Genomic DNA, 24575 nt, shown 5'->3' with positions numbered 1-24575 from the left:
CTCAATGGTTCGATTTTGTTCATTGCAGCCAGAGCTAACGAAGCTTTCAGTACGCCGTCCCGTATTAGTATTAGCCTTACTTCGAACATAGGTTTAGGATCTCCCGTTTGCCATCTATTAGAGCTTTGAATTTGAGGTCCAAATTCAAGCCGGCGGTGCTAGCATCCAGCACCCATTCATATTTCTTAACATCCGTTTGTAACCGATCCATCACACTTTTTGGTAAGACGATATCTAAGCCTGATGCCGTCCGAATCATGCTGGTCATCAGGCTAACATAGTGTACAATATCATCAATTTCGTCATACATCTTTGAAACAAACCGATTCAAATCCTCCATTTTATACTTTACTAGGATATGAGCTGCAAGTTCTAAGGGAGTAATGTACCGTTCCATGTTCAAGGAGGACACCGAGTTTCGATAAGAACGTGTAGTAGTCGAAATATAAAAGTTTAATATGGCGGTTCCGCGAACAACGTTTTCATTCCTGAAATGCATCAGCGATAATGAAATACCGGAAGTCAAAAGATAGGCGTACCGGTAAACTCGCTCAGCGTAGTCCTGATTACTGCAGCCCCAGCCCTGTTCAAAAAGTTCATGTTTGGATACCAATCGGCTCAACTTGACGTCACCCTCAACGTCATTATACAACAGGTAAGCCAGACAATTTGCTTCCGTAACATATTTTTCATTGAATATGATACCGGTATTCCAACAAAATTCCTTTGACTCCACAAACTCCAGCATACGTCTCAGTATTTCATCTCGGTAATTCGTTAAATGCTCAGCATGTGGTTCGATGGCGATCAGCAATTCGGCCTTCATCCAACTAAACCCCTCTTGTTTCGTAGCAGATAATAGGCCATCTACCCCCACCAGCCCCTGCTCAAACAACCCGCTGAATTCTTCCCTTAGCAAAATATGGTTGCTTTGAACCGCATGCCAATACAGGGTTCCAGCGTGCCGGCTGTTGTCTTGATGGGCCACCCAGTCGAACAGACTCTTAAAAAAACCTGCAGATTTTACCGGATACTTCGCCACAAAGCTCCTTAAAACTGCCGCCAAACCAACCTTTAAACCCTCTTGCTTCCAGGTTGCTAGTTCAGATGTAGCTGCTGCTGCTATCTGTTTGCCAATTTCCGGCTGTTGAGGATCAACTGCCTGAGATAGCCTATCCAGGCTAAAGGACACCTTTAGCGTTAACTCCCAATATCTATTAAGAATAAGAAGTGGCAGGTATCTATTGGAACAATCAGCGTGGTCGACAGTGTCAGCAAAAGACAGCACGTCTCTGAGGACCTGAAGGTCATCGATATCATTAAGAATGATTGCCTGAGCAAGCGGCCAGCGTAGATCACACAGCCAACGGCCGACTGAAAACGAAGGAAGCCGCAACACAAGAGACCGCTTAAAACTGAGCAATTCAGCGGTCCCGCCGTTCCTCGCATCTCTAATAATTGGTTGGAGCAACTCCCAATAGTTTGAATCAGCAATAGAGGGCGATACTAGACAAAAATTGGCATCAAGGTGGCCTGGTGCTTGAAAAAAAGCAAATCCGCTCCTAGGATCTGCTGCATCAACAGCCATTGAAAGGCTTTGCTCAATGTTCACAATAACATGCTGCGGGAGCTCTTTGATAAGATTATGATAAAATGCATGATCACGATAGAGGCAAACTAGCCTATACAGATTATCGAAGGTATAAAAGCGCTTGTCCTGAGCAAGTTTTTTTGACAACAGAGAATAGCAATACCGTTTTAACTCAAACGTCACCGAATTATCATCTTCCAGAAAGTTTTGATGCCCGGTAAGATCCTTATAGAATTCCCCCAAAACATAGCGAACTGGCCGCATCGAATTGCCATCAACATGAAGCCCAAAGAGGCAATTACTTATAAAAAGCTGACGATAGAAATTATCCGCCTCCTGCACCAGCCTGAAAAGCTGAGATTGCTCGGTAAGCACAACCTCGATTGTCGGTAGGAGCTGATCATCGATAACAACTAGCTTTGTTTGCTCAACGAACCAATCAATTATGGCGACTAAACTACAGTGACTGTTTGTATCTAATAAATCGAAGTATTTTTTTACTTCTCTTTCCTGCTTAAGCTGATAATAATCTTTGACACCGAAGCTCATCGTGTTCTGATGTTTTTATTTCGTTCTGCGATCAATTTCTCGATGGAGGGACAGGCATCTTGGTTATTCCATAGATTCATGGCGTATTCTATCATCGGTTCTGGGACAGGTACCCTCGAAATCGTCGTCGTTCGATTCCCAAACTCGTTTAGTGAACTCCCTAGCAGGTAAACCTCATCATCAACAACAATGAACCGATCGTGCAACGGACTTCGGTCACCGGGTAGAACTCTTATTTCCATCTGCTGAGATGGATAGATCTTTTTGTGCTCGATGTAAGAATGGTAAAGCGGATACAAAAATGGTTCACCCTTTTCCTGATCAATTTCCTTTCCTCGAATTATATTCCAGATTCGGCGCCATTTGGACAGCACGGGCCGCTCTACCCTCGGTCTGGTGCTAAGGTGCGCCCAGGAAGAAATAATCTGTACGGGCACGGAAAGATTGGAAATCCGGAAAGCATATTCAAGGTCAGACCAACCAAAATAAGGATCCAATATCATGCAACGTCTTCTAGCTCTATTCAACAACTCTTGGACAATAGCTTTGGCAGCCTCAACACTTTGCTGCCCCCTTGGAAAAAAAAACGAATTCTCGTGAAGCGGCCGCGGTCTCAAACTTCTTTCGCTGCGTCGCACGTTGGAAGTAGCGGGAAAGACTTTTGTCATGCTTTCCAATCTTGATCGGACCGTCAGATACGGTTTTATTGACATTAAAGCGTTTGGGCTCGTCTTTTCCTGCATCCATAATGTATTCCACACTTCTGTCCACGATATCGAAGTTTAGTAGATGGTTATCCCATTCGCAATAGCAATATTCCAGCAAAAAGCCATTCTTGTCGATGATCCTCACCTCTATTACATCCGGCTCGCTCGGCAGCGACACTTTAGTATATACGTCGTTTATAAGATACTCGATATGCCAACCTACCAATCCCCCACGCAGTTCGTCGATAACGATCTTGCATCCTTCTAGGGTTTTATTCTTTCGTAATTTAAATCCAAGCAACAAGCTCTGCCCGCCATCGACTAGTTTTATTGACAAGCGTCTTACGAACGGGTTGCAACCAAAAAGATAGACGTTACCCAGATGCTCCTTCTTCTCTGCAAGGTTGTAACCGAGATGCTGCGTGGAGGCGGTATTTAGATGGCCCCAGAATTTATCTGAACAGGTGTCGAGCCACTTTTCTGCAACTGAATTTTCGTCCATACACGAAAGCCGGTCGGCCTGGCAGGAAGAATGGCAGAAAGACTTTCTTTTTGCCATCGCTCGATCATCAGCGGAGTATTGCCAGAGGGTTCTTGGCGCACTAGGTGAGCATTGATGACCTTAGCCTTAAGGTAGCCTCGTTCTAAAGAAAAACCATGCTCCGCGGATTCGAAGATGGAAACCGCTTCTTCTACCTTTAACCCTATAACTCGAACCAAATACAGCGTCCCTTCATCACATGTGTAGCGTTGGTTAAGGGAATGTGGCCCGCTTCCCACCAACGGCGAGGCCGGCTGTTCAAAGGGGACCAGCTCGATTGCCGTGAAGACATTTATGTAGGCTGTTTTATCTTTGCCTTTTTGTAATAGAAAGCAGGTAATTTCAGCGCTTTCATATTCAGAGGTCTGGGATCGAAGTGAAATCATTTATGACAAGCTGGAAATTTACGTTAGTGACAAATAAGACACGCTAATCTACAAAAAGTTCTCGAGATCCCTTGGTAGAGTCTTGCTCTTAATAAATAGGGCACAGGACACCTTCTTGGGCTGGAAGGCGCTCAATTGTAAATCGCCTGAACCAACTGTCATATAGGTCATTTTACAACGCTAACTTAAACAGGGCCATCGCAGAAATCGACAACATAGATATTAAATCGTGTCTGTATTGTAACCTTGCAAACTTTCACCGTTTTCCCAATATGATATATGATTCTTTCCTTATGAAATTTAGCATAAGCAGCCCAAAATTCAGGGTGACGTCCCCCATTACATGCCTGCAGTAATGCCTAAAATCTGAACCGGTTGCGGTTAAAACTATTCGGCACACGCATGCGTGAAAACCATAATATTTCTATACATATCTCTGTAGGATGATAATAGCTGATATTTGTTTTCAGCTTCGGCCTCGCCACCCAGCTTCTGGCATCTTATACACTCAGCAGCCATGTGTTCAGTAAATTCATCAAAGAAAAGGTTCTTCGTTGCGAAAGACATGGTGAAAAATTAAGGATGATTAAAAATAAAAACACGTAACCGGATAATTAATAGCCCATTAGGAAGCAAGTAATGAAGCCAGCTTTTTTAGATCCTGGTGAAAATGTTTCGACTGTGGTACAGCAAGGGGCACCTGAGGTGAAACCCGCTCTAAGAGCGGGTTTTCTTATTTCACACGACTCATGCTAACATTACTACCGCTTTGTTTTCAATTAATTACAGGTTCGATTCCGTTAATTCCAGAACTACGTAAATCAAGCGGTGGCTAAACCGAGTCTCCCTTAATCCATATCCTCCGAATAAGTATATTTGAAAAACAACAGACCTCACATGGGAGACCGTGCCAACTACGTCATCAAGACCGGAAGAAAACTGGACATTTATTACAACAAATGGAGCGCTACGAGAATAGAGTCGGACCTCTACCTCGGGGAGCAAATTTTCTTAGATTTCGTACGCACCTGCGATGTTCACGAACATTTGTTAAACCCGATATTCCTGGAGACTTTCGTCATTGTCGATATAGAAAAGAAAATATTAGGTTACTGGTCATGGCACCGCGAGACGAATACCTCTGTTATGCGCTATTACAACGCGGCGCTCCAAGAGAAATGGCCTGACTGGCAATCGTCCATCTTGCTAATAACATGTATGATGCCGAGGCGCTATTCGAAATTAACTACGTGGCGCAGCAAGAACCTGTCGAGCCTGACTTGTTGGATGTCAATATGATTACATACGATCCAATTGACGACGAGTGGGAAAATGGATTGTTTGTGATTAAAGAGGGTGGAAATTCATACAGTAGCGTCCTATAATGCAACTGTCGAATCTAAACAAACAATTATTACGATAATGACTGCTCCAAATGCCATGCTTAGATGTTTAAAGAGGAATATTCGAAAATAAGTATATTTAGTAAATTTTTTAACTATGCCATCTGATTTTTTGACTATCTTCTTGCTGAATTTAGCTGCGCTGATTGTAATGTATTACCGGGCGTTCTTGAGTGAAAAAGCGAAGAATAAAGCTACGAAAGAAGATATTAAAGATATAACTCTTGAAATTGAAGAAGCAAAGTCAGAATTTGTAGAAAGAAACAAAGCCATTGAAACAACTTTCAGTAAGCAGATTGAAGAGTTAAAAGCACAATTATCATATCAGAATCAAGCCAAAATGGCTATTCAGAACGAAAAAAGGAACGCATTTATCTCTTTGGATAAAACCATGTCCGAGCTTTTGTTTTCAATTATGCGAGTTTCAACAAGTGGATACGGCTTGTCAAATTTTGAAAATCTATCCGAAATTTCAGCAAAAATCGACGAGAAGCATTATTTGTACGACATTGCCGAATCGCACTTGTATATATTTTACAAGAACGAAGAGTTTATTCTTTTGAGTAATGAGATTGGGAAGCTCATGGCTGAATTGCAGGGGATTGCCGATAGATACATAATTGACATTATTGGAGTATATAGAATTTCCACCTTAAATGCAAATGCTACCGCAATTGACAAAAGGATTGACATTTACAAAAAATGTATGATGATATTACGGCAAAAACCGAAAAGTTCTATTCCGATAGACTTGACAAATTTGGGGGCGCATAAAAGGTCGTTCAACTGCAACGGCTTATTTATGATGAAATGAAAAGGATAGACACTTCAATCTAGCAGTCGCGACTATTACAAAAAGTGTGTCAGTAAAAGTTTTATAACTTTAAACTGGCAGTATAGAAAAGAAGCAATTTGATTTTGAAGCATTTGAGAAGCAGGCCGCAGGCCGATTGAAGAACGGAGATTCTTTATTAGGTAAGGATGGGGTATTGACTCCGCTATTAAAGGAGTTCCTGGAAGGGGGCTTTGGACGGGGAAATAGAAGCCCATATTGAAGAAGAAGGAGACGGTAACCGAAGGAACGGGAAAGGTCGTAAACAGATAAAGACCTCTATAGGAGCTGTAGATATTAACCCGCCCAGGGACAGAAATGGCACCTTCGAACCTGAATTAATTGCCAAGCGACATAAGACTTTAGGGGTAGATCTGGATCGGCAGATCATTGGGCTATATGCCCGCGGGGCCAGCTATAGTGATATCCGGGATCACCTGATGGACATGTACGGGCTGGAAGCGTCTACAGCCACCATTAGCCGTGTAACAGATAAAATCCTGCCCCTGGTCCAGGAATGGCGTAGCCGTCCATTGGAAAGGGTGTATCCCTTTGTATGGCTGGATGCTATTCATTACAAAGTTCGTCATGAAGGCCGGGTCATTAACCGCGCGGTATATTGCATTATAGGCCTTACCCAGGAAGGGTACAAAGAAACTATTAGGCATGTATATTGGCGAAAACGAAGGTGCTAAATTCTGGCTGCAGGTGCTTACTGACCTGCAAAACAGGGGACTGGAGGACATCTTTATTGCCTGTATTGATAACCTAACGGGCTTTGCAGAAGCAATAGAAAGCATCTTCCCTAAAACAGAAGTACACTCTGTATTGTTCACCAGATACGAAACTCTCAAAAGTATCTGTCCTATAAAGATGCAAAACCCTTTATGAAAGACTTGCAGGGTGTCTATAAAGCCACTACAATAGAACAAGCGGAGCGTAATCTTGATCTACTAGACGCAAACTGGAGACAACGCTATCCAAAGGTTATTGAATCCTGGCGCAAGAATTGGCCCAGACTGAGTAACTACTTCCAATACAACAAGGATGTTCGTCGGATCATGTATAACTACCAATATCATTGATGGATTCCATCGGCAACTACGGGCAGTTACTAAATTAAAAGGTGCCTTCCAATCTGAAGATGCCCTAATGAAACTACTGTTCCTGGTACAAGAGAATATTTGTGCTAAGTGAAATAAGCCTGTTCACAACTGGAACCAGACTTTAGCCCAATTATCTTTAGTGATAGATTAAAACTTAACCTTTAATCATTCTGACACACTTAATGTAATACTACCCTTGCTTTAACTACTGGCGTTACCCCTGAATTTAATACAGGCTGAGATTTCAATTGGAAAGTAATCTCCCCTGAAGTCGGCGTTAAACAATCGTAGAGAAAAATTGAAGCCATTTTTCTTTTTAAATAGCTGGCTCAATTTTAGAAATTATTTGCCTCGTAAAGCGCCTAAATTGAATCGCGGTAGCATTTACCAAATTCTTTTTATCCTTTATGTCAATAAGATATTGGCCTGAATATTTTGATATTATCGCATCATATCTTTCTTGTGTCGTTTCTTCTACCTTCCTTTCGGAAAGTTCCAATTTAATTTTATCCATGTACACCGTGGTAAGTGTTAGTACATCGAATACTTGATTTATAACTGATGCACCAAGCTTTTGAAGGTCGCTATCATCAATCAACAATTCGACCTTGGCATTGACATTAATGATTTCATAACCATAAGTCACTAGCCCATGTACTTTCTCCGATGCATCCTTCAACTCCTTTGAATTTTTCGGAATTGTGGCAAAGGAATTCGCCATTTGCACAAGTTGATGCACACTTCCCCCAAACTCAATCAGCGCTTCAATTTGTCGTGTTTTCAGATTAAGAATATGCTGATTATTTAAAGAAAGTCGAAACTTAAGCTCCTCGTTCTGCTTGTTAAAAACGGCCTCAATTTCCTTATTTCGGGCTACAAATTGCGATTTTGCCTCTTCTATTTCCTTGGTAATCTCTCTTATATCCTCTTTGGTAGCTTGGTTTTTCCCTTCTCTGTTGCATAAGACCGAATAAACAAAAGTAACAAACCGACTATCTGGAACGCTCCCAAAACGAAATATTGCCAAGTCATAATTGAAAATTTTCACCCAATATACTTAAAACGGTAATTTCTTCAAGCCCCCATCCATATCAAAGCCCTCCGCAAACCTGAAAGTGAATTGTTTGATATTAGGCTCAGACATAGTTCCAGTTGATCTTGTCGAATAAGAACTATCAGTCAATGTCACCGGAATCCACAAATCTGTATCAGCCTGAAGGTATATTTGCTTACTCGTCAACAAACCAGAAAGCCATTCTTGTTCAGCATCTGTAAGACGGCGGGTGTTTAATTTAATAGTGCGCTCTGAGGTTGTATTGATAATCTGCTCCACAACATTAAAGACATTATTCTTCATGGGCAGTATAATCACCATTGGAGTTAAACTTTTACTGGTTATGCTTCAGATGGGTTTTACTTACATTAAAAGTTTGTTCAGGTTGATATAACTGGACTGTATCATATCCACCCAATTTATTCAACCAAGCAATATTAACGGTGAATAGATAACACGAAAAACGGTTCATAATAGTAAGATTTCGTGACAGAAAGGGGCTGATATTGGTCGTTCTGAATATAAACATCAATCCTTTCAAGAGTACTAAAATCCACATCAGGCCACCTTTGTTTCATTCTTTTGGGGCTTAGATTTATACGGAAGGAATTATAATTTGCCACATCGGTTTCAGAAACAATGAGGCGTAACTGTTGCCAGATAGTGCATCCTTGTTCCAAAATATGTAAGAAGCTGATAAGCCTAATGAGTAATTTGATTGAAAGAAATAAAGCCCCTCATTGCTAAAATCATTAAGGTAAGTTCCGTTAGGTTTGGTGGTAAGAAATTTAATAGGCACCAAGTTATTAACGACGTAGTTGTTAGGATTATAGGATTTAAAGAGAATCAAATCAAACTTAGCATCAAACACAAACCTATCACCTGAAACGTCTAAGTAAGCACCATCCAGTTATTGTTCCGCTACATTAACTCTTTCTGTAACAGTGAGATGATACTTGAACAAAGATTTAGTAAAGTAATCGACCATATTCTCGTTATACCCTTTAAACTCTGTACGAGCATAATTCTCCTGTATACTTGAAAGATTGACGTAGGCTGCATTTGGGTAGCTTGCATTGGATACAGGTTGAGGGTGCTTAATATTGTTCCATCTTTCTTCAATTCTAATCTAAAATATATCACATTTTAATTATCTGAAGTGAATTGATAAATAATAGGATTGCCTGACGGGGTGTATAACGCTGGTTGTTTGGCTAATGAAATCATTAAGAGTTTCGGTATTTTTATTTTAAATATTGAATACCTATGAATGGAAAAAACGACACGCATCACACAGACGGACATCATTACCGGATACCATCACATCCTAGGGTTTTATCGGCGTTAGGCAGGTTAATTTATAATTTTTTAACTCTTGAAGGAAAGGTTGTGGCAATTCTGTACGAAGCAAACTACATGTCACTTTCTGAATCTAGGGCGCTTATGGCAGGGGGAAAGTTAGAAAAATGAAAGAACTAAGGGAGGCTTTAGTTCAACAAGGAATTCCTAGTAATCTTATAGAAATCCTAAATGAAGGAATTCTAGCATTTGATAACGTTACACAAGATGTAAGAAACGGATTTGCTCACGCTGTACTATTTTCAGCAGGGTATGACGATGAAGGAAATTATGTTCCGGGATTTGAAATTAAGGATGCCACGCGAACAAGAAAAAGTTTTAGAACACCAACTGAATTACATGTTGAGGCCAAAAGAATTGAAGATGCTGGAAACGCCCTTGGAATATTTAGGAAGGAGTATAAAAAGTATATCGAACTACAATCTACTAATCAAACAGCGTACTAATTACGGCTTCAATCAAATTTTCTTCTAAATCCTTTTCCAGCTGGTCAATCTCTTTTGTGAAGATGTTCATGAGCTTTAAGCCATGCTTGAACACATTCTGGGCCATAGCATAAGAAGCAGATTTTATTTGCTGTTCTTCGGTTAAGTCTTGAAGGGAGATTCTTTTCCGTAGTATTTCGCATTGTCTTCAGCTGGATGTTCTTTGTTTTAATCCATTCCTGAAAGACAGATGGATTATTAATTATCTCGTACCTCCCGGCGATTTACCTAACCAGCCGCTATGTAAAAGAGCTAATTCATTGATTATCTGCATAAACTGGTTCGAAAATATTCCACTACTGGGCACCAACGAAGTGAAACCCGCTCTATGAGCGGGTTTTCTTATTTCACGCAATTCAAGCCCACTCTACAAACGCCTCATTCGCATTCAATTACAGGTTCGATTCCGTTTCTCTTAATCCCGGAGAAGAATTAAATGAAGCGATGACTTAGCCCGGCGACTTTAATCGTCTTCACCCAAATGAGTATATTTGAATGACAACAGACATCACATGGGGGATCGAGCCAACTACGTCATCAAAACAGGTGAAAAACTGGATATATATTACAACAAATGGAGTGCTACCAGAATAGAGTCTGATCTCTATCTCGGGGAACATATTTTTTTAGATTTCGTACGCACGTGTGACGTTCACGAACAGTTGTTAGATCCGATATTCCTCGAAGCTTTCGTCATTGCCGACATGGAAAAGAAAATATTAGGTTACTGGTCATGGCATATGGAGACGGAGACCTCTGTTATTCGCTATTACAAATCTGCGCTTCAGGAGAAATGGCCTGACTGGCAAATAATCCATCTGCCCAATAACATGTATGACGCCGAGCCTTTATTGGGAATTGGCTATGTGGCGCAGCACCAACCTGTCAAGCCGGACGTGTTGGATTCCAATATGATCACACACGATCCAATTGACGACGAATGGGCGAATGGGCTGTTTATAATCAAAAACGAGGGAGAAATCCGTAGTAGCGTCCCATAACGCAACTGTCGAATCTGTAATTTGTTATGGCCAGGATGCGGTGTCAATATTGAAAGCCAGACCAGCCATACCACTGCCCAAGGAAGGAGAAACCCGTTCTTTAGACGATCTATTGATCGATGTTGATAACAAAGTCCTGATTTTGAACGCCAGCCAATTTGGGCTACACGAATATGCAGCGCGACAATGGCCTGACTATACATTCAAAATGGGAAAAATAGGATATCTAGCAATGTTAGAAACGGGTGGTATTAACACGGCAGGACTTGAAATGCCAAAACAAAAAGTAATAGACATTTTTAACCATATCATTAAACGCAAAGAAGCCGACGAGCCTTCCGGAATGTCGGATATCGGCCACGGGGCAATATATGTTACGTTTTACGATGTGGAACCCAACATTAAAACATTTCCTCCTCAGAACACCGTCTGGAAACCGGCCGCGCTTTCGCCTGATATATCCTTGGCAAAAACCACCGAATCCAAGCCGATATCTGGTAAGACATCATTTATTCAAAAATTTAGGCGATGGTGGACACGTCTTACCTAATTGTTTAAGGGATGGCAGTAAGGTACAGTAATACTATTTCGAACATGGTGTTAAGTAATTGATTATCTGCACAAACTGGCTCGAAAACATTCCGCTACTGGGCACAAGATAGAAATGAAGCACGCTCGTGAGAGCGGGCTTTGTTGTTTTATCTAAACGCTATTGATTTTACGCGCGTTCATTTTCATGCAATTACGGGTTCGATTTCGCTTTTCACCTATCCCCAAGTTCAAAGCCTAATAGCTTATTTTCAGGTCTTAGCGCTCTCCAATTGGATTTGTGAGCATATTCAATCCATACATTCTCCTAATGTCCTGCACTTCTGTATTTTGAATAGATTTTTCGCTTATATTGCGAAGTATTCCACGAAATGCGTTATCATAATGTGCCCGACGAGATGTGCAGTTAACTTTCAAAGTATATAATTGACAATAAAATGCTCCAAAGAATCGCGGTAGAAACTTTAACCTTGAGCGAAATCTCCGACCTATTTCAACAGTCAATTGAAATTGCTCTTCCAAAGTCCAAAGGCGCCATTGAAAATCAAGTAAAACGCTTGAAAAAGCTGCGTATAAGTCGACAAAAGTGGGTAAAAACATACGAAGAATTTAAGGGCGCGAAACTTAACTTCTACTGTGAAAAAGTACCAACTCAAGATTCTCCTATTGTCAGTATTGGAATGGTTCATAAAACCACCAGAGGACTAATTTTGATATCAGTCGATACCTCAAATGGCGGCGTCCCTACTACCGGTGCCTTAATGACAACTGGCTGGCAGAAATGGGTAAAAATATATACCGCCCATTTTTGCGAGAGATTCGCTGAGAGGATTCTTAAAATTGACACTCCAACTTTCCAATCGGGTTCTGAAGGAATTATGTTTTCCGATATGCTCGGCCCCGTTCGAGTTACAGACTCTCTCACTGATCATGTAAGCGAAATTGAATTTCAATTTAAGGAAGGGCAGGCTTATGGCTATCGTGATAGTAGTAGCAAAATCACCTATTTCAGAACAGTCTATTCAAATGATATGCTGAAACGGGATCGGCTTGAGTTCAAAAATGAATGGGAGCAACCGCTCGACGAGTTATACGACCTTTTTAAATGGAAATAAGTGTAAATCAATTCGAGATTAGAAAAGCGAGTGGAGCTTTGCAAGCAAAATATGTATTATATGACTCCACCTTTAAATCCTTAATAAACTTGAGTGCGGCGTTGGAGGTTAGGGTTGGCGAGTTTTTTTGCCTACGCCATTTTCTAAAAACGACTCAGTGATCGAAATACAATCAGTTAAAATCACGTTTTATCTATATCTATTTACCAATAAATCCCCATTAAATTCAATGAGTAAGGTTTCACGTTTTTATATGTATCACGTAATAGTTACACCAAAGTTGGATTCCGAACTACAAACTTTCAAGGATATGCTTGATCATATGCCAACAAATACTACTCCAATGAAGAAAGAGGGCGATGAATTTGACTTGAATGAAGCAATAAAAAAAAAACTAGAGGTATATATTCAGGAACCTTTTGTCTAGTACAAAAGGATGACCTGCCCCTAGAGCGAAATTGGGAGATCAGCCAAAAGATTTAAATCTAGATGACGATGAGGGATTGGGGCACTATACATCTTTCTTTTACGATTCATCAAATGGTATTATTTTAGTTCAATTGAATAGAAATGGAATTACAGCAAATGGTGTGGCAAAATATTTCAAAAGAAATTTCAAAAATGATATAAACAAGGTGCAATTTAATATTGTAATTAATCCATCCGAGATACGCAAGCTGCAACAAATGAGCGAGATTAGAAATGTTACTTTATCCGTTGCCAGAGTACAAGGAGGGGGAATATTGGCAAATGATGAAGTTGTACGCGCTGTAGGCGAATTGCGAGGAATTGCAGATAAAACTAATGCAGATACAATATCTATTACATTAGGCATGGGATACGCTCCTGGATCACTTAGAAGAAATGGAATATGGACGATGTTTAGAAATTTATTACGTGCAGATACTCATGGTGATATAAAAAAACTGGAAGTAACTGGAAGAGAGACTGATGAAGAAGCTCTTAAAGTGATAGATTTTATTACAAACAAAGTTGTTATTGAAGTAACTTTACCAAAAGCTAGATATTTTGATGTTAACTCAATTGATGGAATTATAAGACAGGCTATTGATAAGTACCGGATTATTAAGCCTGAAATTACATCAACTTACAAAGTAAAGAATGAGCCAGATGAGTAAAAAGAAATATTCGGCAAAGTATATAGTTGAAAAATTTTATCCTTCAGTAATTTCTATAATAGTTACTGTAGTTGCAATATGCTATAAGGATAAATTCAATAATACTGAAAAGATGATTGATCAAATGTGTGACAATGCGATATCTTTATCAGTCACTCTAGCTGGTTTCTTTCTGACTATCTTAACTCTTATTAAATCAATTACGTCAAGAAGAATGCGATTTGTGTTAGCAGGTGGAGGTACATCACTCTTGTACGGATATATTAAATCCGCAATTCAATGTAACATCCTACTTCTGCTTAGCTCATTTCTTGTAAAATACATAGAGCATAGAAAAGTCTTACTATTCTACATAAAAGGTTTAAACTATATAGACACAATCTACATTGCATTATTCATTTATACAATCCTAATAAGCGTTCGTTTTACGCAGTTGTTTATTTCGCTTTTAACTGATCCCGATAAAGCTAATGAGGTGCACGCCTCTGAAGCAATAGAAACTGAGGAAATGGAATAGAACCTTACTCTCCTTCTATTATTCCTCACTTATACCGAAAATCCATTAGTGTAGGATCTGGTCCAACATTTTTTTATGCTAATAGCCAAATCCGAATATCTAGCCTGTTCAAGAATATCAGAAAAAAGGTTATTATAAACATATGCAGAATATAGCTTTTCGGATTTATTCGTTAGCTGTATAATGTAATCGTTCGTTAAATTTTCGCTCATATTAAACTTCGGGCTAATAATTTTCTATATTCCGTCTGCATTCAATATACTTATCCATAAATCGAACTTTACTCATAGTTCTATTCTGCTGAAAAAGGCTTTGCTTTACCTCAATTGTTTTCGTTCGCAAATTTAAAAGCCGCTGGACAAAATATCCTAGGGTAGCTATAATAAGAACTACTTGTGGCCAATATGCGTCAAAAGGCTTTGGAGGCTAATTTCCTTTATTCTATTTTTATCATGTAATTTCTGGCTAGCCATTTAGCATGATGACAGCATGAAAATTCATCGTGCAATTAAGTCTACTCTTGAGCTCTTTGTGGAGGATCTGTAGTGTATGTTAAATATCCTGTACAACTCTGGCTTCTAATAACAATCATTTCGAGCTCACCTACATCAGAATCAGCCAGATTCTTAATATATGCGTCTTCTATCATCAATGTTCTATATCCTAAATTAATTTTTTGCCCTAAGATATCGGCTATTTCTGGCTGCGGATTTTGCAATCGTACTCGACCCGATTCGCCCCTTAGCATACCTTCCGGCAGAGCCTTTAAAATTAGTCCATTCGAAAAAGTAAATTCATCGTCTATTGACTTTTTTACCGACTGACCCTTAGATACTAATACTAAATTACGTAGTGTGCCTCTATGTTTTATGATGTCGTCATACTTAAAATCAGTAAAACGAACTTTAAAATGTTTTTCAACGGCTTTCGCGTCATTAAATACATCAAGATTATATTTTGCTGCATCCTTATATTCGGGATAACTTTGTCCGCCATGGCAATAGCTAAGTCCCCTGTAATGGGGATTTTCAAACTCTGTCCACCGAATAATCTAGTAAGCAATTCGAAAATATCTAATCCACTGGATACTCTATCAAACACCTCAGGTGTCATGGTTTTTATTTCAACGTTGACTGAGTGTTTTTGTATTTGAATGAAAATGATCAGTTCCATACATCGATATGATACCTCAATCCTTTGGACCTTATTTCCCCTAAAAATTCTTGCGTTCCCACCTCGCACCTCAAAATTATCATCAAATATGACTTCAAACGGCCCATCATAGATAGGAATTGATTCAAGTTGTATCTCTGACGAGAACTTCTCCTCCGGAAACGGCAAACCGGCCAAAACAAACGACAATGATTGTAGGTTTTCCTTGGGAATTACTAACTTACCTGAGCTATAACCATCAAAAAAGTTCCGCATTTTTTCAGCCAATTCGGAGTCTGCCAATACTGTCCAGTTGGAATTACCATCGATACTGCCATCCGCTCGTTTTATGGTTGCAACTACTGTTCGGTCACTTCTGGTTTCAATAACAGGATATGCGTCATTAAACTTACAATACCTCATAAAAGTATCACTAGACAACTTCCCATTTTGAAAATCTGCTATCGCGTTATCTTTTATTTCACTTTTCAGACCGTCGAAAAAGTCCTCTCCAGTCATATCTATGTAGTGAATGCCTTGCTTCGCCAGATGCGTGGCTTTGTGACTCGGAAGCCCCGGGGCAATCAAAAAGCACTCCCTGTGATGTCCATTCAATGATTCTAAAATCGAATCAAACATGTTATTTATGTGCGCATCTTCAAAAGATAGCCAATAAACAATATGTTATTGGAGATCATTTTAGACCTTACAAGCGACCAAATTGGATTTTCATTTGCCTTAAAGAATTCTCGATATTGGGAACTTGTGATAACCATAGATTCCGGGTCATCAATGTCCCCATGAATTTTATAAAGATGGGGTTTACCAGGGTTCAGATATTGTGTATGCACAGGCTTCGTAACAATTTCCATATTACCCCCGTAGGCATGTTCAAAACATTTGTCATAATTCGTAGTAATAATTGTATGTATCTGTGGTATTTTTGCGATAGTTTCATGAACGCTTCCTGGAGTAGGCGTAACGCTCCTGAAAATTCGTTGAATTTCCGAGAATAGGGGCTGTTGACTGTACTTAATTCGTACGTATTCTTCGGTTAAATCCAGTAGAGATGCTGTTTCTTCTATTTTTGTTTGTTCTTCTTTTGTAAGTGATTCATAAAGCATTTTTTTAGTTGCTTGCCGGATGGATAGCCTGAACCTAACGATAAGCCTGCCCCGGCCCACAGGACAACCTGCTCACTTCTTATTAGCTCATAAATCCGCGAAACCATATCTTTTTTACCCATAAAATTGTAGCCTTTCCACAACAGAACCAAAAAATCCTATTCACAATATGCACAGACGAAATCCTACACAAATAATTATAATTTAATCCGGTATGTATGTTTTTCAAATAGACTGTGAATTACTCCCAAATTCCACACCTTATTGTCACTAGGTGTATGAAATCTGGCTGATCTTTACCAAGTGCGATTGGCGAAATGGGTTACCTATGGAAACAGTAGCGTCGGATGAGGTCAAAAAACAGCTAATTGGCTGATAATCTGTAAAAATTGGTTCGAAAACATTCCGCTACTGGGCACCAAAAGAAGTGAAACCCGCTCGACGAGCGGGTTTTGTCGTTTCATACCTTTAATGCAAGTCTTCTAACTATATGATTATCAAAATTTAATGGTTCGATATCGCTAGTGGTTTTCAATCTTATACACGCGTTCAATCATAATTATAGAAGTAAATAACCTCCCAGCTACCGATCAGGATGATGTAAAAACTACTGAGTTTTTGGGCAAAAGTTTTGTCGCGAGATGGCTTGTCGTTATCTGTGAAAGGAACATACGTTGGTCCAGCAGCAGGAACGATTTCAATTGTTCGTAGCCCCGTTCATCAATACGAATATCCAAATTTATATTAGCTTATAAGGAAACTAAGCAGCACGCCCCATTTTCTAATAGAAATACCATTTATCTGCCATAATATCTCTATTTTGGTGTCTCAATCTGATAATTGTCTTTATGCGTAAATTCCCTATACTGATCCTGGTGGTCGTCCTCCTCTATGCTTGCAGTAAGATCGAAAAGGCACTGGACCTCCCTCCGGATGAATTTTCCGTAGAAGTTTTGCGAGAACCTGCCACCGCCTTCCTTTCCTGGGACGATGCTTCGGACCCCAGTGGAGATACCCTTACATTTTCCGTTGAGCTGGACGGGAGAACGCCGATTCACAATATCAGCCAAACTCGATATGTTATAACAGGTCTGGAACAGAACCAATTTTACCGTGGTAAAGTGGTAGCGACTAATAAAAAGGGGTTACAGCGCGCTGCTGAATTTGAAATCACTGCCTATCAGGAACAGTTGTTGGTAAGTGATCTTTATAGCGCTATAGGAAGCTACGATATTACCGGGCGACTTTCCTGGGAAAATCGCTGGATTAGTGTTGGAACGCCTGTAATTACTAATGATTCCGTATTAATCGTTCAGGAAAGTGATAAAGTTTCGGCTTTAAAATTATCTGATGGAAAGGTGATTTGGAAAAAAGGGTTTGGTGCCCTAAAGTATCGTAATCCAATTTGTCATGATGGAATAGTATACGTAGAGTATTACAACAGGTTATATGCTATAAGTACAATTGATGGATCTAATATCTGGAGCATTGATTGTAATAGCATGAGAGATCTTGCTATGGGTAATGGGATACTATACCTTTTAAACTCGGTTGGGCCCAATCGGCGTGAACTAAAAGCCATCAATCCGAAAACCGGTGCCATAAAATGGAGTACTATACCTGCTTCAGATGGTATTTTGTCCGCCATGGTGGCAAAAAATGGGGTGGTTTATCTGACATCAACCAACACCATGGATAAGCCGGGTTATTTGTATGCATATGATGCCATCACCGGTGGAGTAAAATGGCGCTATGAGTTTGTAGGCACATCCTTGCAGGTGGAGGAGTCCGGTGCTCCGGTTATTTTAAATGAAATGATTTACATTCCAGTTGAGCAAGGTTACGCTCTCCCCAGTAAGACTTTTATCCATGCCGTCAATATAAATAATGGTAAGCTGGTCTGGCAGAAGCCAATGGTAAATATATACCAACTGGACGAACTCGCAGTAGATACTACAGGCGTTTATGCTTGCGGAGACTATGCAATAGCCAAGCTTAATCCTGTCAATGGAGCTCTAATTTGGTCCCAATCCGGCGATTTCACAGGAAATATGACCTTAAGTAAAGATTATGTTTTCACTACCGTCGGTAGTCGTAAATATGTTAGCGCGTACAGCACGACAAGTGGTGATTTGAAAAGAAAAATCTCAGGTTTTTCAAATTGCTGGTATTCCCCTGTGGTTTATAAAGATGGTCAGGCATATTATCCTGCCAATAGTCCAATGAGTGTTAAGCATTAACGACGTCTATTTTATCGTACTTTCAGGAATCTGAAGTATTCACTTCTACCCAATTTCCGCTTCATTTCCACAAAGTACAACCTCCCGGCATGGCAGACATGCCAACATTGATCTTTTGATGTCTGCCGCTGTTGTCCATACCAGCAGTTTTACCCCTGCATTGTTATAAACGGTAATCGTAGTAGTGAGGTCGCCGTGGTTTTCATCTTCGATGTAAATATTTGCACTAACGGGATTGGGATACCGGCGGTGGTAAACTGATGATCAAGGTAAACTGTTCCGAATACATCCCGCTACCGTACACCAAGGACGTGCCCCCTCATAGAGCGGGTTTCACGTCGTCAATATTAATGCCCCTATATAGTTACATTTCGCGCTTAACTCCTTCGCAATCGCATGCTGTCTTTACCAGTATTTCTTCTTAAACCAGAATGCCAGATTGACTAACGCAATTGACGCAGGAACTTCTACCAGTGTTCTGCTGAAGGGCGGAAATAATAGTCAAGAATGGCGGCAAGTATCAGGAAAAGCCAGAATGTATCATGAACGAACGCGGCGATCCAAAATGGAAAACCCATCAGTCCAAATATAAGAGAATACACAAGGAAGGCGATCTGCAGTCGCTTCTCGGTAGATCGAAATCTGAATGTGTAGCTTAGTAACTTGACAAGCGTATAGGCTGAAAGGAAGAATAAGTAAAGAGGAAATTCGCCCACGGGGTATGACTGCCACACCATTGCCAATTGCTATCTTAGATGCATTAATTCATTGATTATCAAACCAAAATGGTTCGAAAACATTCCGCTACTGGGCACCTGAAAGAAAGGTCGGAGTTTTACTCCGGCCTTTTTCTTTAAGCACGTCCAGTCCTTTTCTTTCCTGCCATCAGTTCAAGTATAACATTCGGTTTTGGGTTCAAACTTTGTTTTTCTGAAAAATTAACTTTCTCCGGAAGACGAACCAACAATCTTCCTTTTTATAGTATATTCCTTATGTCTACCGCTAATCGTCTAAAACCGAAAATGCGAATGAAGTAGCCTACAAAAGGTCATTTTTTTGTACATAACTGATGAACAGAATGTAATATGAGTCAAGAACAAACGCCAGAGGAATCGCTCCAGGAAACCCTCAAACAATTTGATTTATATATGAGGGTTCCGGGAAATGCAATTCTCGCGGAAAAGATAAAAGATTTTTCGAAGGTCCAGAACCTTGAAGATACGCGAGATAGCTTAATTCCAGCTGCTAAAGGCCACTTCGAATCTATTGTTTGCATGGCCATCTTTGAAATTATATTTGACATATCTTTCCATATCCATTATTTCCGACGCCTTCCCTATAAAGTTATCAATTTTGTAAAGGCTAGTATCAAACAATATGACATAGCCTTCAGGATCCACCTTCGAGACCTTCTCCTTTTAATTGTTATTGATGGCCGAAGGTTTCAGGTTAAGGATGATTCATTTGATTTTCTAGTTAGTCAACTCAAATCAATGGATCTAACCTACACTACCCTGGACTTCCCATTTGGAATAGGATCTTTTGAATACTTTACTGGAAATAATTCAATTCAAGTTAATAGGGAATATTTTGAATCATGGTATGCCGTGAGAGGATTTTTGCAAACTAAGGAAGAGCAATACAAGCAATACATTATCGAAAACTATAGTCCTGAATTAATTAAAGTAATTGCCGAAACTTTAGCCGTAGAGGTAACTTTTCAGCCAAAGAAAAGAAAAGTGTTGGCGGAAGACTTCCTTGATTCAGACCTTTTGGAGTTAAAGCCAAATATTGGAGGCATTGGAATAAATTTCAATGAATTAATAAGCCGGTTTAAAAGTTGGCGCAAGAAATAACCGGTATGATTTAGATCTTTCAGTCAAAAAATGGTTAGATTGCTATAACCCTAAAACCTATATCATGGCAGGCAAATAGAATCACCGTCGCTAATCGACCCGTTTTTGAGGAAAAATTTAATCTTTTTATCGATTATTTCCGCTACTATATCCATTTTGCTGGAATGCTATCGGGCAAAGAATTGGAAAATCCTCTTTCGCTTGTAGACAAACTGCATTTCCAACTTTACCATAACAATGATCCGAAAGGATGGAGATATGTTAAGAATTATTATCGAAAAATAAAGATGACCGATAAGTATCTAAAGCGTTTCAGCAGTTATAAACCTGTAACGGACGTTTTCGATACGGCTATTGACCAACCAACAGTAAGGCTGCAAAGACAATATTTAATTAACCATGAGCCATCCATAGAGATTTTACTTAGCGAACTGAAGAAAGGGCTGGAAGAAAAATGATAAAAACAGCTGTAACTGAACTTAAGCATCAGTTGCACTGCGAGCATGGAGCAAATCCTTTTTGTTTTATGCTCAGATCATTGCTTCGGAACTTATAATGGCCCGCGACAATAAAAAGGAAACTCAAGATTTACTCAGTGAGATTTTTACTGATCGGTATGAACGATTTCCCTACCCCAGAGATATCAACTCAGAAAAAGCAAAAAAGCACATTTTAAATCACTTAACGGGGCCTCTAGGATCGAAGCAATTTATTCCTTCTATGATATGCCTAAACGAACATGGCTAATAGCCTTCAAGATAGAGAATTTGATAATGAAGGATGGTGATGTGTTTACTTACCACGAATCCAAAATATTTAATGGCAATCATCCTCATGCGAAAAACATGAGGGAACAGCTGACAACCGGATCATTTCTTTAAAGAACCTTATGCAATCTGTGAAGTCCAGATTGAAGCCGTAACCTATTTAACCGCTTATGCCAAAGCAATTAATTCTGCTAGAGAAACTGTTGCATATATCAACTCAATACTTAAAACCGCCTTATCATTCAATCACAGAAACTATATGTTTACTTCCGGACGGAAGAAACACTACGGCTACTACTTTCACGATTTAGGAGAACGGCCATTAGTATATTTAGATGAATTTAATCTTGACCGAGTTAATAATAATGCTGATCAAGTGTTTAAAAATAATCTTAGTGCAGCCAAGGATGAATTTCTGAAGTTAGACAGAATGTATCAGAATGCGCTTCAAAACAGATTACTTTCTGGTATCTGGAGATTTATCGAAGTACTACACAAGGGACTTGATGCAAACAAAAAGATGAGCATTATATCGGGAGCAATGTTGCTGGGGGAACAATCGTTTCGCAAACGAAGAATATATCTCTATTTACAAAATGCAATTCACCCCATTAATAGCAGCTATCAGTCTTTAGGCATTACTGCTAATGAGCAGTCACTTTACTTTCGCGGAGGGAAATCGTTCAGACTATTGGCGAAAAAGATCAACAGCGATTTCTTCAAACTTGCTCATAAAGAATTAGAAGCCAGACTCACTCCAAGTGCAATCCAGCAAACTCGCGCCTATTACTATTCAATCTTAGAAGAACTTTACGAGCAGAGAAATCTTGAAACTCACGGTACCGGGCAGATTAATTTGAGAGCCCATGTAAAATTGATGGAAACCATGCCGCATATTATTTATCGTTACAAATGGATCATATACGCCAATGCAAAAAGTTATCCTAGCATGACACTCCCAGATATCATTCAAAAAATACAACAAGAAGTGGAACGCAACTATGGGGAGTACGCGGCCTCTTAATCAACTTCGCATTTTATCTTCTTTGAGCTATCGATTGCTAGTTGCCTAAGCAGACTTTTATCACATATTTCCCGGAATTACTTTTGCCACTTTCTTACGACTTCTCCATGCATCATCTCGACGATGGTCTCGCAACTGTCCTTACAAATGGTGATACTAAAAGAGCCACCAGCAGACTGTCCAGTCAATTCTACTCGACAAGGTATCGTGCATAAAACAGATAAGAAGAGGATAGAAGCGATGCAGTAAATTGAGGAGTTTGCCCAAATGCAAAATGCGTAAACTCGCGGCATACGGCTGAAATTTTTGGTACTTACTTCTATTACTTTTTAGGGAAACACAGGGAACTGATTCATAGAATAGATGAATTGCTCACCGAAGAAACAAACTATGACACGGTATTAGGAAATGCGAAAAGGAACCTGCACAAAATCTCAGTACAGTAGATCGCACTATTCCGGGATATACCTAATTTAATAAACCAAAAATTTCAACGTAAGACAATAATAGAAAGTTTAATAATTGTAGAGCTCTTGTATTATTACTCATATGATTGAGCAGCTCATGCTAATAATTATTTTAGTACCTCTGATTTAGAAGTTATTTTTTCTTGTCCCTTTATCTTCGCGATTTTATTATTAAATAAAAATAAGCTAATCCAAAGAGAGAGTATAAATAATTGATATAATAATTTTCCCGAAAATCTATCAGCTGAATAAAATTCATGCAATAGAGTTATCAAAATCAAGATAAAAACAACGATGACCCAATATTCACCTCCAAGAGTGGGAATATTTAGAAAGCATAAAATAAAAAGCGGCTGCACGCCCCACATTGCAGCGATTTGGAAGACATTAGGCGATTTAAATCCATCTATATCAAGTTTTGCATCTATATTACCTATTTCTTCCGGACTTGTGTGATAGAGCTTTTCCAGAACCTTTCTTTGTGTATCCCGTTTATAATTATCTTTAAGAAAAATGACAAGAACTGTTAGTGCCAGGGAAGCAAATCCGCCAAAATAGGACCAAGCTACAGTGTGATCAAATACCATTAGAATCTATTATTATGCCAGGAACTTATTCTATTATGTTTATCATTCAGAATTTCACGCCAAAGGCTATACGTTTTCATTCCAGACTTATCAGACTCACTAGTAAAATTCTCTCTCGATGCGCCGGGTGCTACAAGTGGGGTAAAATAAGTATTAAAGTTACCCGCCACTGAACTAACTGAAGCCACGGCCAACAGGTTTAAATCAACGAGCTTTTCAAGCTGCATATCATAAGCGCCATTCAAATAACTTGATTTTATGAAATAAATATCGTTCTGCGGAATGGAATTATAGTTGACATCTATGATAAAATCATCATGTATTTTTTCGTTCATACTAGAAACATCGGGATCTGTTAATGCAGTTTCTATCCAACCATATATTAACAATACAGCCTTGAATAAACCAATTTCAATTGGCCCTTTACCTAATATTGCATCTCTAAAATTCCTGTCTAAATTATACTTGTCCGACAAAATGTATAGTTTCTCCTTTGATGCCCCTTTTGCTTCTTCTGTAAATGAATAAAGGTTCCGAAAGTCCGGAAACCGCAAGTGAAAATTATCATATAAAATCGTGGCAGCATTTTCCCTGCTCTGCTCGATATTTCCAGCTATTCTAATCTCCAAATGCTTTATTCGATGAGTAAATTGAAAAGACTCTTTATTCCCTCTTACTAAAAAAATTCATCATTACATGATATCTGTATTTTCAAATATACGTCTTTAATGAGACTATCAAGTCAAAACAGCCAGGAAAATTTGATGCTAGTTCATACCACTCCGGTAATCTCAGGTTTTTCAGATGTTTTATGCAAAACTGGGGTTGGGAGTTTTCTATTGGGTTGTTTTTTATTCAAAATAATAGTTATATTAAAATCTCCGTTTAACTAGAATCGAAGCATCCTACCTGCATCCAATATCGATAGAAAACCATCGTAAGCTATTTAAATGAACAAACAGTAACCATAGGATTTTCCAGAAAAGCGGGATAACATTAAGTCTATCCTTGCAATATCATTTGA

The 24575-nt window shown here is 39.3% G+C and carries 22 protein-coding genes and 1 pseudogene; 13 read left to right on the top strand and 10 right to left on the bottom strand.

Annotated features, from left to right (window positions below):
• Positions 1 to 76: 76 nt before the first annotated feature.
• From MKQ70_RS16620 to MKQ70_RS16610, 4 genes are read right to left on the bottom strand one after another with little or no spacing between them, the layout of a single operon-like run.
• Positions 77 to 2140, bottom strand: coding sequence for a hypothetical protein (locus MKQ70_RS16620; protein WP_248072613.1), 2064 nt, complete (start codon positions 2138 to 2140; stop codon positions 77 to 79).
• Positions 2137 to 2808, bottom strand: coding sequence for a VPA1262 family N-terminal domain-containing protein (locus tag MKQ70_RS42305; RefSeq protein ID WP_372489987.1), 672 nt, complete (start codon positions 2806 to 2808; stop codon positions 2137 to 2139). The genes MKQ70_RS16620 and MKQ70_RS42305 overlap by 4 nt, the downstream gene beginning before the upstream one ends.
• The gene (locus MKQ70_RS16615) at positions 2696 to 3349 is read right to left on the bottom strand and encodes a hypothetical protein (protein WP_248072612.1); all 654 of its coding nucleotides are present in this window, start codon (positions 3347 to 3349) and stop codon (positions 2696 to 2698) included. Before MKQ70_RS16615 ends, MKQ70_RS42305 begins: the two co-directional genes overlap by 113 nt.
• Complete coding sequence (locus MKQ70_RS16610) at positions 3283 to 3774, bottom strand: hypothetical protein (protein ID WP_248072611.1); 492 nt, start codon at positions 3772 to 3774, stop codon at positions 3283 to 3285. The genes MKQ70_RS16615 and MKQ70_RS16610 overlap by 67 nt, the downstream gene beginning before the upstream one ends.
• Before the next feature lie 1500 nt (positions 3775 to 5274).
• On the opposite strand from MKQ70_RS16610, the gene MKQ70_RS16605 reads away from it, so the two are divergent.
• The gene (locus MKQ70_RS16605; RefSeq protein WP_248072610.1) at positions 5275 to 5991 is read left to right on the top strand and encodes a hypothetical protein; all 717 of its coding nucleotides are present in this window, start codon (positions 5275 to 5277) and stop codon (positions 5989 to 5991) included.
• A gap of 82 nt (positions 5992 to 6073) precedes the next feature.
• Positions 6074 to 7280, top strand: a pseudogene (locus MKQ70_RS16600) (IS256 family transposase).
• Between the two features lie 151 nt (positions 7281 to 7431).
• Here MKQ70_RS16600 and MKQ70_RS16595 read toward each other — a convergent pair.
• Positions 7432 to 8163: a hypothetical protein gene (locus MKQ70_RS16595; protein ID WP_248072609.1), complete on the bottom strand. Its 732-nt coding sequence runs from the start codon at positions 8161 to 8163 to the stop codon at positions 7432 to 7434.
• A gap of 9 nt (positions 8164 to 8172) precedes the next feature.
• Positions 8173 to 8490 carry a hypothetical protein gene (locus MKQ70_RS16590; RefSeq protein ID WP_248072608.1) on the bottom strand — a complete coding sequence of 106 codons (318 nt, stop codon included), beginning with the start codon at positions 8488 to 8490 and terminating at the stop codon, positions 8173 to 8175.
• 1145 nt (positions 8491 to 9635) lie between these two features.
• Between MKQ70_RS16590 and MKQ70_RS16585 the strand changes: the two genes are divergently transcribed.
• From MKQ70_RS16585 to MKQ70_RS16555, 7 genes are all read left to right on the top strand, one after another.
• The gene (locus tag MKQ70_RS16585) at positions 9636 to 9974 is read left to right on the top strand and encodes a hypothetical protein (protein WP_248072606.1); all 339 of its coding nucleotides are present in this window, start codon (positions 9636 to 9638) and stop codon (positions 9972 to 9974) included.
• Positions 9975 to 10504: 530 nt separating this feature from the next.
• Complete coding sequence (locus MKQ70_RS16580) at positions 10505 to 11014, top strand: hypothetical protein (protein ID WP_248072604.1); 510 nt, start codon at positions 10505 to 10507, stop codon at positions 11012 to 11014.
• A gap of 49 nt (positions 11015 to 11063) precedes the next feature.
• A complete protein-coding gene (locus MKQ70_RS16575) occupies positions 11064 to 11564 on the top strand; it encodes a hypothetical protein (protein WP_248072602.1) in 501 nt (166 codons plus the stop codon).
• A gap of 436 nt (positions 11565 to 12000) precedes the next feature.
• A complete protein-coding gene (locus MKQ70_RS16570; protein ID WP_248072600.1) occupies positions 12001 to 12678 on the top strand; it encodes a hypothetical protein in 678 nt (225 codons plus the stop codon).
• A 157-nt stretch (positions 12679 to 12835) separates the two neighbouring features.
• Positions 12836 to 13105, top strand: a complete 270-nt coding sequence (locus MKQ70_RS16565; RefSeq protein ID WP_248072598.1) for a hypothetical protein — start codon at positions 12836 to 12838, stop codon at positions 13103 to 13105.
• Between the two features lie 31 nt (positions 13106 to 13136).
• On the top strand, positions 13137 to 13817 hold the full coding sequence (locus MKQ70_RS16560; protein ID WP_248072596.1) for a DUF6731 family protein: 681 nt from the start codon (positions 13137 to 13139) through the stop codon (positions 13815 to 13817).
• A complete protein-coding gene (locus tag MKQ70_RS16555; protein ID WP_248072594.1) occupies positions 13810 to 14334 on the top strand; it encodes a hypothetical protein in 525 nt (174 codons plus the stop codon). Before MKQ70_RS16560 ends, MKQ70_RS16555 begins: the two co-directional genes overlap by 8 nt.
• A gap of 867 nt (positions 14335 to 15201) precedes the next feature.
• Here the strand turns inward: MKQ70_RS16555 and MKQ70_RS16550 are convergent.
• Both MKQ70_RS16550 and MKQ70_RS16545 read right to left on the bottom strand, forming a co-directional pair.
• The gene (locus MKQ70_RS16550; protein ID WP_248072592.1) at positions 15202 to 16125 is read right to left on the bottom strand and encodes a hypothetical protein; all 924 of its coding nucleotides are present in this window, start codon (positions 16123 to 16125) and stop codon (positions 15202 to 15204) included.
• 5 nt (positions 16126 to 16130) lie between these two features.
• The gene (locus MKQ70_RS16545; protein ID WP_248072591.1) at positions 16131 to 16670 is read right to left on the bottom strand and encodes an SIR2 family NAD-dependent protein deacylase; all 540 of its coding nucleotides are present in this window, start codon (positions 16668 to 16670) and stop codon (positions 16131 to 16133) included.
• Between the two features lie 788 nt (positions 16671 to 17458).
• Here MKQ70_RS16545 and MKQ70_RS16540 point away from each other — a divergent pair.
• From MKQ70_RS16540 to MKQ70_RS16525, 4 genes are all read left to right on the top strand, one after another.
• Positions 17459 to 18850: an outer membrane protein assembly factor BamB family protein gene (locus MKQ70_RS16540; RefSeq protein ID WP_248072590.1), complete on the top strand. Its 1392-nt coding sequence runs from the start codon at positions 17459 to 17461 to the stop codon at positions 18848 to 18850.
• Positions 18851 to 19935: 1085 nt separating this feature from the next.
• Positions 19936 to 20706, top strand: coding sequence for a hypothetical protein (locus tag MKQ70_RS16535; RefSeq protein WP_248072589.1), 771 nt, complete (start codon positions 19936 to 19938; stop codon positions 20704 to 20706).
• Between the two features lie 164 nt (positions 20707 to 20870).
• Positions 20871 to 21164 (top strand): hypothetical protein, encoded by a 294-nt coding sequence (locus MKQ70_RS16530; protein WP_248072588.1) that lies wholly within the window; start codon positions 20871 to 20873, stop codon positions 21162 to 21164.
• A 568-nt stretch (positions 21165 to 21732) separates the two neighbouring features.
• Positions 21733 to 22497 carry a hypothetical protein gene (locus MKQ70_RS16525; protein WP_248072587.1) on the top strand — a complete coding sequence of 255 codons (765 nt, stop codon included), beginning with the start codon at positions 21733 to 21735 and terminating at the stop codon, positions 22495 to 22497.
• A gap of 574 nt (positions 22498 to 23071) precedes the next feature.
• Here the strand turns inward: MKQ70_RS16525 and MKQ70_RS16520 are convergent.
• Both MKQ70_RS16520 and MKQ70_RS16515 read right to left on the bottom strand, forming a co-directional pair.
• On the bottom strand, positions 23072 to 23551 hold the full coding sequence (locus tag MKQ70_RS16520; protein ID WP_248072585.1) for a hypothetical protein: 480 nt from the start codon (positions 23549 to 23551) through the stop codon (positions 23072 to 23074).
• On the bottom strand, positions 23551 to 24180 hold the full coding sequence (locus MKQ70_RS16515) for a hypothetical protein (protein ID WP_248072583.1): 630 nt from the start codon (positions 24178 to 24180) through the stop codon (positions 23551 to 23553). Before MKQ70_RS16515 ends, MKQ70_RS16520 begins: the two co-directional genes overlap by 1 nt.
• Positions 24181 to 24575: the final 395 nt, after the last annotated feature.

Source organism: Chitinophaga sedimenti (assembly GCF_023156195.1).
Taxonomy (GTDB): Bacteria; Bacteroidota; Bacteroidia; order Chitinophagales; family Chitinophagaceae; genus Chitinophaga; species Chitinophaga sedimenti.
Note: the sequence above shows the minus strand (reverse complement) of the source record. Positions and strands in the feature narration are given on the sequence as shown.

Bases quoted from the DNA above. Each gene is read 5' to 3' on its own strand.
- MKQ70_RS16525 (WP_248072587.1), top strand. From the start codon at position 21,733: ATGTTTACTTCCGGACGGAAGAAACACTACGGCTACTACTTTCACGAT.
- MKQ70_RS16585 (WP_248072606.1), top strand. From the start codon at position 9,636: ATGAAAGAACTAAGGGAGGCTTTAGTTCAACAAGGAATTCCTAGTAAT.
- MKQ70_RS16615 (WP_248072612.1), bottom strand. From the start codon at position 3,349: ATGGACGAAAATTCAGTTGCAGAAAAGTGGCTCGACACCTGTTCAGAT.
- MKQ70_RS16620 (WP_248072613.1), bottom strand. From the start codon at position 2,140: ATGAGCTTCGGTGTCAAAGATTATTATCAGCTTAAGCAGGAAAGAGAA.
- MKQ70_RS16555 (WP_248072594.1), top strand. From the start codon at position 13,810: ATGAGTAAAAAGAAATATTCGGCAAAGTATATAGTTGAAAAATTTTAT.
- MKQ70_RS16535 (WP_248072589.1), top strand. From the start codon at position 19,936: ATGAGTCAAGAACAAACGCCAGAGGAATCGCTCCAGGAAACCCTCAAA.
- MKQ70_RS42305 (WP_372489987.1), bottom strand. From the start codon at position 2,808: ATGACAAAAGTCTTTCCCGCTACTTCCAACGTGCGACGCAGCGAAAGA.
- MKQ70_RS16610 (WP_248072611.1), bottom strand. From the start codon at position 3,774: ATGATTTCACTTCGATCCCAGACCTCTGAATATGAAAGCGCTGAAATT.
- MKQ70_RS16520 (WP_248072585.1), bottom strand. From the start codon at position 23,551: ATGGTATTTGATCACACTGTAGCTTGGTCCTATTTTGGCGGATTTGCT.
- MKQ70_RS16530 (WP_248072588.1), top strand. From the start codon at position 20,871: ATGCTATCGGGCAAAGAATTGGAAAATCCTCTTTCGCTTGTAGACAAA.
- MKQ70_RS16570 (WP_248072600.1), top strand. From the start codon at position 12,001: ATGCTCCAAAGAATCGCGGTAGAAACTTTAACCTTGAGCGAAATCTCC.
- MKQ70_RS16590 (WP_248072608.1), bottom strand. From the start codon at position 8,490: ATGGTGATTATACTGCCCATGAAGAATAATGTCTTTAATGTTGTGGAG.
- MKQ70_RS16605 (WP_248072610.1), top strand. From the start codon at position 5,275: ATGCCATCTGATTTTTTGACTATCTTCTTGCTGAATTTAGCTGCGCTG.
- MKQ70_RS16540 (WP_248072590.1), top strand. From the start codon at position 17,459: ATGCGTAAATTCCCTATACTGATCCTGGTGGTCGTCCTCCTCTATGCT.
- MKQ70_RS16550 (WP_248072592.1), bottom strand. From the start codon at position 16,125: ATGTTTGATTCGATTTTAGAATCATTGAATGGACATCACAGGGAGTGC.